This window comes from Gordonia sp. i37, from assembly GCF_002043085.1.
Classification (GTDB): domain Bacteria; phylum Actinomycetota; class Actinomycetes; order Mycobacteriales; family Mycobacteriaceae; genus Gordonia; species Gordonia polyisoprenivorans.
The window spans coordinates 1-8,725 of the sequence record NZ_MVPX01000142.1; the positions used below are offsets into that span (position 1 = coordinate 1).

The window sequence follows — 8,725 nt, forward strand, 5'->3', positions numbered from 1 at the left end:
CCCAGTAGCTCTCGATCGCGCGCTTGAGCTCACGGTGTGGCCCGATGCGTGTTGTGCCGAGCACGGTGGCGGAAAACGGGGTCGTCCGTTGGGACATGGGTGGTGCACTCCTGCAATGGTTTCCGACGGTCCGTCGCCGTTGCAGGGCGTGCCGAAGGGACGCCGGAGAGAACGTGCACGGCATCCGCGCATCACCTGGCACTCGCTTCGACCTGCGCCCATTCCACGAGGCGACGAGCCACCGGCCGCGGCGCGGCCGGTACAGCAGGCAGGTCTTCGGACTCGTCGGCGGGCGACCATCAGGTCGCGGTCCTAGTGGCCGTCGCTTCCCGGACGCGTGCGTCCAGTGCTCGATGACGGCGGTCGTTCCGACATACCGCTGCGGGACAGTTCCGGATTCGCACCGGATTCCCTCTTACGACGCCGGACCCAGACGCGGGGCCTCCATGACATCGGAGGCCACGACGGACGGGGCGGCGAACCAACTGCACCGCCGAGCATAGAGGATGCCCCCGAATATCGGTGTGCGCGCCCGGTCAGCTACCGCGATAGGTGGAGTACGAGTACGGGCTCAGCAGCAGCGGGACGTGGTGATGCCGTTCGGGATCGTCGACGGTGAAGCAGATGTCGACCTCCGGGTAGAACCCCCGGATGTCGTTGTCGGCGAACCACTCTCCGGTGTCGAACACCAGATGGTAGATGCCGGGCACGAGCGGGTCGGTGTTCACCTGCGCGATGCGACCGTCGGAATCGGTGACGCCGGAGGCGACTTCGCCGCCCGCGGCATCCTGCAGGGAGACCCCGACGCCCACCGCGGGTGCACCGGAGACCGCGTCGAGGACATGGGTGGACAGACCGGTCATCTCGGTGGTTCGCTCCTCGTGGATCGACTGCGCTGCTCAGTCGTCAACATACTCGATCGCCGGGGTGAGCATGCGCTGCAGTCGACTTCGGTTGATCTTGGCCAACTCCATCCGCAGCACTCGCCGCTCGGTCGCCGGGTCGTTGCGCATCCGCTCCTTGAGGATGGCCAGCAACTCCGCCGCGGGCCGCCCATTGGCGAAGACAAGGTACACGTGCCCGAACTTCTCGTCGTAGGCCTTGTTGAGCTCCTTGAGTTCGGCCAACACCGCCGGATCGGCGCCGGTCACCCCGGACTGCTCACGCGTGGAGGACGCGTTGTCCGGGCGGTCGCCGATGCGGGGATGACCGGCCAGGGCCTCGTCGAGGTCGGCGTCGGTGAGCTCGGCCAGGATGAGGTCGGCATAGGAGAGCAGTGCCTCGTCGTCGGAGAACGGTCGGGCCTTGGCCACACGCAGCGCCCAGATCGACGAACTACAACACTCGTAGAGCGTGCCGATGGCCTGCCGTTCGGTCAGCTCGTTGAAACTGGGCAACCCGCGCCAGTCGACTCGTCGCACGCCGATCAGCCTAGGAGAGTTCGGGCTGACGGCCGAATCGCACCGACGTCAGCGGGTTGGCATCGGCAACCAGATCGTCGAAGCGATAGTTGACGATCTTGGCGATCTCGATGAGCGCGAACGACTTCTCGGAGGTCTCCGAGTTGTCCATTCGGGACCAGCCGTTGCGCAGCACGCGGTCGTAACGCTCGGTCTCGCGGGCACAGATCACCAACGGGAACCCGAAGTGCTCCCGATAGGCGGCAGCGAGATTCACGACGTTCTCGTGCTCGGTCTCCTCGAGGTGCGACAGACCCTTGTGGTCGACCGCGATCAGCTCGCCGGTCTCCTCGTCCTCGGCGCCGAGGTCGGGGAAGGCCTGGATGAGGTCGAGCTGCTGGGTGTCGCTGCCGGTCAGCATCGCCTCCTGGAAGGCGCTGCGCAGATCGTGTACGTCGTCGAAAGGCCGCTGCTCCCAAGCTCTGTCGAGAACCCAGTCGACGCCCTGCACAACCTCGCCGAAGGTCTCGCGGAACTTCTCCTTGCTCATGGTGTTCACCTCGTCGAGCGTGATCGAACCGCCTCCGGCGACGGCCGGTCCCTTGCTGCCGATGTGGAAGAACAGGATGTTCATCAGGATGGCGGTGATCGCGCCCATGGTGATGCCGGTGGAGAAGGGGATCTGCAGGATGCCCGGCACGGCGATGTCGACGCCGGGCAGTTCCGGGACCTTCACCTCCGCGCCCTTGTCCAGGATGGTCGTCGGGGCCGACGACTGCGAGAACTGGACGTAGAGGGCCACGGCGATGGAGGTCGCGGCGATCGACAGGTTGCGGTGGTCGGTGAAGTCGACGGTCGTCAGCGTCTGGATGCCGACGATGGCGACCGTCGCGAACATGATGAGTGCGGCGCCGCCGAGAACCGGGGAGGGAATCGACCCGACGATGTTCGCGGTCTTGGGCAGAACGCCCAGGATGATCATGATGCCGCCGGCGCAGGCGACGACGAACCGGCTCTTGACCCCGGTCATCCGGACCAGGCCGACATTCTCGGAGAACGCCGTGTACGGGAACGAGTTGAAGCTGCCGCCGATGATGGTGGCGATGCCGTCGGCGCGGACGGTGGCGGCGATGTCCTCCTTGCGGATGCGTTTGCCGACGATCTCGCCGGTCGCGAAGACCGAGCCCGTCGATTCCACCGCGGTCACCATGAGCACCACGATCAGCGACACGATCGCGATGAGATCGAATCGGGGCCATCCGAAGGCGAACGGCGGGGTGAAGCCGACCCAGCTCGCCTCGGCGACCCGGTCGAAGTGGGCGTCGCCGAAACACCATGCGACGAAGGTCATCACGCCGAGGCCGAGCAGGATCGAAATGGTCGCCCAGAAGCCACGGAAGAATCGCTGCATCAGCACGATCAGGACGATGGTGCAGATGCAGTAGACGACCCACCGGCCGTTGCCCGCATCGTGTGCGCCGGTCGCGCTGTTGGGGTCGGTCACCGCATCGCCCGCACCGACCGGGATCAGGCTGATGCCGATGATCGTGATGACGGTGCCGGTGACCACCGGCGGGAAGAAGCGGATCAGCTTGGCGAAGAACGGTGCGATCAGGAAGGTGAACACGCCGGCCGAGATCACCGCGCCGTACACCGTCAGCAGGCCGACCCGACCACCACCGTGATCGTTGGCGATCTTGATGACCGGGGCGAGCGTCGCGAAGGTGATGCCCTGCAGCAGCGGGAGCCGAACACCGATCTTCCAGATGCCGACCGCCTGCAGCAGCGAGGCGATGCCGCAGGTGAACAGGTCGGCGGTGATGAGCATGGTGAGCGCCTGATCGTCGAGCCCGATGGCGTTCGCGATCAGCAGCGGGACGAGGACGGCACCGGCGTAGAAGGCGACCACGTGCTGGAACCCGAGGGTGACGAGTTTGCCGAACGGTGGTACCTGATCGACCGGATGGACGCGCTTGCGGCGTCCCTGGGGGGCGGCGGCCGGAGCCGAATCCGTGGCCATCGACATACTCCTCGTGACGGTGAGATCATGGCTGCCGGTGAGCCGACGGCGTAGCGCACGTCCGGCCCACCGGCAGGTAAATAGTGGACCCCCACAACCGATTCGGCGACCGCGAGATCGTATATTGCGGCGGGGTAAATCGGGCATGGCCGACACCGGGACCTCGTTGGTTCGCCCGGCCGACGACAGCGGTGGGCGGGTGTATGGAGCCGAGTGGCGGAGGTGGATGCCATGGTGGTGGGAGCGGTGCTCGCCGCCGGATCCGGCCGGCGGTACGGAAAGCCGAAAATACTTGCCGAACAAGGTCTTTGGCTCGACAACGCTGTGCATGCACTGAGCGCGGGAGGGTGCCGGGAGGTGGTCGTCGCGATGGGTGCGGCGATCGTCACGCCGCCGAGTGGGGCGAAGGCGATTGTCGTCGAGGATTGGGTCGTCGGTCTGTCGGCAAGCGTGCGCGCGGTGCTGTGCGCGCCGGTGGTTCGCGAGGATTCGGGCGGTGTGGTTTTACATGTTGTTGACATGCCCGATGTCACCGCGGCAGTGGTTTCCCGGATCGTGAAAACCGCGGCGGGCGCACCGGGGAAGATCGTGCGCGCGGTCTACCACGGCCGGCCGGGCCACCCGGTCCATCTCGACGCCGGTCACCTCGACGGCGTCCTCGCCTCGCTCGACGGGGACGTCGGTGCCGCACGCTATCTCCGCGCGCATCCCGAGATCGTGGAATCGGTCGAATGCGGTGATCTGGCCTCCGGCGTCGACCGGGACGAACCGTAGCGGGCTCAGGGGGTCGGAATGGCGTCGGTGATCACCCCGTCGGCGACCGGATCGTCGTCGGAGGCGAGATCATCGACGACGAGATCCAGTGCGCCGCGCGCGAATCGGGCAACCGGCCCGACTGCGGCACCCAACACCGCACGATGACCGGTGCGGCAGCGGCCGACGATCGACGCCGACCCCGCCGTCGGGAGGACGCCGATGACGGCCAGGAGTTCACCGGTGGTCGGTTCGCATACCGCCCACACGAAACCGGTGTCGTCGCGCCACGCGGCATCGGTGGCGGCGACATAGGCCGCGGGATCGGCGATCCCCAGATCGGACAACGCCGGGACGTCGGTGATCCGCTCGTCGGCACGAAGCCCACGCAGATACCACGCCCCGGCGTTGATCTCGACGGGTTCCATTCGGAGGAGGTGACTACTTCAGTTCGAGCAGCACGGTGCCCTGGGTGACGGCGGCACCCGGCTCGATGCTCAAACCGGTCACCACGCCGTCCTTGTGGGCGGTGACCGGGTTCTCCATCTTCATCGCCTCGAGAACGACGACGAGTGCGCCCGCGGCGACCGTCTGACCCTCCTCGACGGCGACCTTGACCACGGTGCCCTGCATCGGCGCGGCCACGGCGTCACCGGAGACGGCGGCGCCGCCGCCCTTCTTGCGCGAGCGGGCCTTGGGCTTACGGCGGATGACGCCGTTGGCCGAACCACCACCGCCGCCGAGGGCCAGATCGCCGGGCAGCGCGACCTCGACACGGCGTCCGCCGACCTCGACGACCACCTTCTGGCGGGGAGTGGCCTCGTCGTCCTCGATCGGCTCGCCACCGGTGTACGGCTCGATCGGGTTCTCCCAATCGGTTTCGATCCACTTGGTGTAGACATCGAAGGTCTCCACGCCGTTGTCGTCGGTGTGCCCGATGAACGCCGGATTGCTCACGATGTGCCGGTGGAACGGCAGCACCGTGGCCAGACCCTCGACCTCGTATTCGGCGAGTGCACGGCGAGCACGCTCGAGCGCCTGCTCGCGATTCTCGCCGACGACGATCAGCTTGGCGAGCATCGAGTCGAACTGGCCGCCGATCACGTCACCCTCGACGACGCCGGAATCGACGCGGACGCCCGGGCCCGAGGGCTCACGGTACTTGGTGATCGGCCCGGGTGCGGGCAGGAAGTTGCGGCCCGGATCCTCGCCATTGATCCGGAACTCGAAGGCGTGTCCACGCGGCGTGGGGTCCTCGGAGAACTCCAGCTTCTCGCCGTTGGCGATGCGGAACTGCTGACGCACGAGATCGATCCCCGCGGTCTCCTCGGTAACCGGGTGCTCGACCTGCAGTCGGGTGTTGACCTCGAGGAAGGAGACGAGGCCGTCGGCGCCGACGAGGAACTCCACGGTGCCCGCGCCGTAGTAGCCGGCCTCGCGGCAGATCGCCTTGGCCGATTCGTGGATCTTGGCGCGCTGCTCGTCGGTCAGGAACGGCGCGGGGGCCTCCTCGACCAGCTTCTGGAAGCGGCGCTGCAACGAGCAGTCGCGCGTACCGGCGACCACGACGTTGCCATGGGTGTCGGCAATGACCTGCGCCTCGACGTGGCGGGCCTTGTCGAGGTAACGCTCCACGAAGCACTCGCCACGGCCGAAGGCGGCGACGGCCTCGCGGGTCGCCGACTCGAACAGGTGCGGGATCTCCTCGATGGTGTAGGCGACCTTCATGCCGCGACCGCCACCGCCGAAGGCGGCTTTGATCGCGACCGGCACACCGTGCTCCTGCGCGAAGGCGACGACCTCGTCGGCGTCCTTGACCGGGTCCTTGGTGCCCGGTGCCATCGGCGCGTCGGCCTTCAGTGCGATGTGGCGGGCGGTGACCTTGTCGCCCAGATCGCGGATGGACTGCGGCGACGGGCCGATCCAGATCAGCCCGGCGTCGAGGACGGCCTGGGCGAAGTCGGCGTTCTCCGAGAGGAAGCCGTAGCCGGGGTGCACGGCGTTGGCGCCGGACTTGGCGGCCGCGTCGAGGATCTTGTCGAACACCAGATAGGACTCGGCGGAGGTCTGTCCACCGAGGGCGAAGGCCTCATCGGCGAGCTTCACGAACAGCGCGTCGGCGTCGGGCTCGGCGTAGACGGCGACACTGGGGATGCCGGCGTCACGGGCTGCGCGAATGACACGTACCGCGATCTCGCCACGATTGGCGATGAGGACCTTGCTGATAGTGGGCACTGTTGTTCTCCTGGGCCATACATCGAGGTGCACCGCGCCCCCGGGGAGCGGCACACACGGTGTTCGTCGGCGACCGTGTGCGGCGCCGTGGGATTGAACTGCCGCTCGCGACGGTGGTTCCGCGGGCGACATCGCGCACCCCCTGGAGGTTAGGGGGCGTGCTCCGGGCTTCACACTAACGCACCGAGCAATCGTTCGGTGGAGGTGGTTGTCACATCCGCGCGTTGAATGTGCTCTCTTCGGCAAGAGCGTGCACGATACCGGCGAAACCGCGGAGCAACTCGGGCACCGGCCCGTTGCGGTCGAGGGGGTCCCGGTCGGAATGGGCGCCGTCGAATCGAGTGTCGTCGGGCCCGGCCGGTTCCGGATCGGCCGGATCGGCCGGGAAGCGGGCCGAATACCGCAATCCCGACGGCGTCCGGTTGATCCAGATGAGGACTTCCTCCGCGGAGTAGGAATGGCTGCGCAGCACCGTGGCCCGGCCCGCGTCGGCCTCGGCGGCACCCGGCGCGTACCGGGTGTCGATGAAGGAGATCACGAAGCGCGGTTCGCCACGGTAGCCGATCAGATCGGCCACCCGAAGGAAGGGCAGCGACGCGCCCTGCCGCGAGCGCTTGAGCTCGGTGGTCGCGCGGGCGACGGTCTGATCGAAGGTCGGTGAGCCCGTCATGTCGAGCCAGAAGGGGGCGACCGCGACATACCAGCCCAGCGAGGTCAGCCAGCGGGCCTCGTCGCGGGTGTGTCGCGGCAGGACGCACCGGAACTCGGGATCGTCGGTCAGGCTGTGATGGACCATCGCGAAGGCCGCCAGCACCCCTGCGGTCAGCGAACCGCCCGCCTCCGAACACACCGCGGTGAACTTGTTGGCGGTGGCGTCGTCGGCGATCACGCCCGACACCGACTCCTGGGGAAGCAGCGGGGACTGGTCATCCGTCTCCCCGGGTTCTGGGGTGGGCGACGGGGTCATGCGCAGCGCCCGCGGCATGTCGCCGGGCCCGGCCTGGAGAAAGCCGTGCCAGGTGGCCACCGCCGGATGATCGGCCCCGGTCTGATCTGCCTGTCGCCGCTCGGCGGCACTGAAATCGACGTAACTGCCGACCTCGGGCAGCGCGAGTTCGGTGTGGTCGCGGGCCGAGCGGTAGAACGCGGTCAACTCGTGCTGGGCCATGATCAGCGAATAGCCGTCGACGAGCGAATGGTCGGCGGCGAACAGCAGCGTGAACGAGGACTCCCGTCCGACGGTGGCGAACATGTACGCCGGCCAGTGCAGTGGCGCGGTGGCGCGGTCGAAGGAGCCCGCGATCTGTTCGACGAGTGGCCCGGACTCGTTGTACCACCCGATGCGGCCCATCTTGAGTTGGACGGTGCCCGGCGGCGTCGACAGGCGGGCCAGCCCGTCGTGCTTGATGACCACGTGGCTACGCAGCACCTCATGACGATCGATCCAGCGCCGCAACGCCGTTCGCAAGGCCGGAATCGACAGGGGCTCGTCGAAGTGGATCTGCAGGCCCAGCCACGACTCACGCCCGCCCTCCCGCCGGGTGCGGACGCGATACTCGAAGGCCCCCCGCAGGTGTTGCTCGTGATTGTGCGAGGTCAGCCGTGGGTCGCGACTCCAACTGCCCAGGCCGCCGGGCACATAGGGGGTCCACTCCACGAGGCCACCTGGTTCGATCGGCTCCTCGAGGATTTGGATGAACTTCATCCCGTCGGCCCGGCCGGGGCTTGCGGCCCCGTTCCGGTCTGGCGGCGGACCTGGGCCTTGATACGTCCGAGCATTCCGGCCATGCCGCGTAATCGCAACGGACTCACCGCTTTACCGAGGCCGAGGTCGTAGTAGAAGTCGCCCGGGACGTCGAGGATCGTCTGCGCCGACTCGCCGTCGAGCCCCTGATGCAGGATCGAGGCGAAACCGCGCGTCGTCGGCGCCTCGCGGGGTGCACTGAAATACAGTCGGACGGCGTCGGGATCGTGGGCATCGACCGACAGGAAGACCGGGGATTGGCACTCCGGTACCGGTTCCATCGCCTCGGTCGTCAGTTCGGCAGGCAGCTCCGGCAACTCTCCCGCGAACTCCAGGAGCAAGGTGACTTTGTCCGAATCACCCAGTGCGGCAAAGTCATCGACGATCTCGGCGAGGGACGCGGGCACGCTCATGACAGTTCGGGCCGCTCGCCGGGAGTCGTCATGCGCTCGCCGGCGGGTCGCCGGGTTCCTCGCCGACAGAGATCGGGACCCGCACCGCGTTGCCCCACTCGGTCCACGAGCCGTCGTAATTGCGGACGTGATCGAAACCGAGCAGATGGGTCAGCACGAA

8 protein-coding genes, 1 pseudogene and 1 riboswitch are annotated in these 8,725 nt (G+C 67.5%); of the genes and pseudogenes, 1 reads left to right on the forward strand and 8 read right to left on the reverse strand.

The genetic code is table 11. From position 1 onward, the window contains the following. Positions 1-249 precede the first annotated feature (249 nt). A riboswitch (cobalamin riboswitch) is annotated at positions 250-461 on the reverse strand. A gap of 75 nt (positions 462-536) precedes the next feature. From uraH to B1964_RS06675, 3 genes are read right to left on the reverse strand one after another with little or no spacing between them, the layout of a single operon-like run. After that, complete coding sequence (uraH, locus tag B1964_RS06665) at positions 537-863, reverse strand: hydroxyisourate hydrolase (protein ID WP_006367451.1); 327 nt, start codon at positions 861-863, stop codon at positions 537-539. A gap of 36 nt (positions 864-899) precedes the next feature. Then, complete coding sequence (uraD, locus tag B1964_RS06670) at positions 900-1,421, reverse strand: 2-oxo-4-hydroxy-4-carboxy-5-ureidoimidazoline decarboxylase (RefSeq protein WP_014359575.1); 522 nt, start codon at positions 1,419-1,421, stop codon at positions 900-902. Between the two features lie 10 nt (positions 1,422-1,431). Further along, on the reverse strand, positions 1,432-3,420 hold the full coding sequence (locus tag B1964_RS06675; protein WP_079929295.1) for a solute carrier family 23 protein: 1,989 nt from the start codon (positions 3,418-3,420) through the stop codon (positions 1,432-1,434). A gap of 213 nt (positions 3,421-3,633) precedes the next feature. Here B1964_RS06675 and B1964_RS06680 point away from each other — a divergent pair, with 213 nt between their 5' ends. Then, on the forward strand, positions 3,634-4,194 hold the full coding sequence (locus B1964_RS06680; protein WP_014359577.1) for an NTP transferase domain-containing protein: 561 nt from the start codon (positions 3,634-3,636) through the stop codon (positions 4,192-4,194). 5 nt (positions 4,195-4,199) lie between these two features. On the opposite strand, the gene B1964_RS06685 is transcribed toward B1964_RS06680, so the two are convergent. The 5 genes and pseudogenes from B1964_RS06685 to B1964_RS30940 form a co-directional block, all read right to left on the reverse strand. After that, the gene (locus tag B1964_RS06685) at positions 4,200-4,601 is read right to left on the reverse strand and encodes a hypothetical protein (protein ID WP_006367447.1); all 402 of its coding nucleotides are present in this window, start codon (positions 4,599-4,601) and stop codon (positions 4,200-4,202) included. 13 nt (positions 4,602-4,614) lie between these two features. Continuing rightward, positions 4,615-6,408 carry an acetyl/propionyl/methylcrotonyl-CoA carboxylase subunit alpha gene (locus B1964_RS06690; protein ID WP_079929293.1) on the reverse strand — a complete coding sequence of 598 codons (1,794 nt, stop codon included), beginning with the start codon at positions 6,406-6,408 and terminating at the stop codon, positions 4,615-4,617. Positions 6,409-6,619: 211 nt separating this feature from the next. Then, positions 6,620-8,113 carry a condensation domain-containing protein gene (locus tag B1964_RS06695; protein WP_079929294.1) on the reverse strand — a complete coding sequence of 498 codons (1,494 nt, stop codon included), beginning with the start codon at positions 8,111-8,113 and terminating at the stop codon, positions 6,620-6,622. Then, a complete protein-coding gene (locus B1964_RS06700; RefSeq protein WP_006367444.1) occupies positions 8,110-8,565 on the reverse strand; it encodes a SufE family protein in 456 nt (151 codons plus the stop codon). The genes B1964_RS06695 and B1964_RS06700 overlap by 4 nt, the downstream gene beginning before the upstream one ends. Positions 8,566-8,593: 28 nt before the next feature. Continuing rightward, positions 8,594-8,725, reverse strand: a pseudogene (locus B1964_RS30940) (sulfurtransferase); the annotation flags it as partial.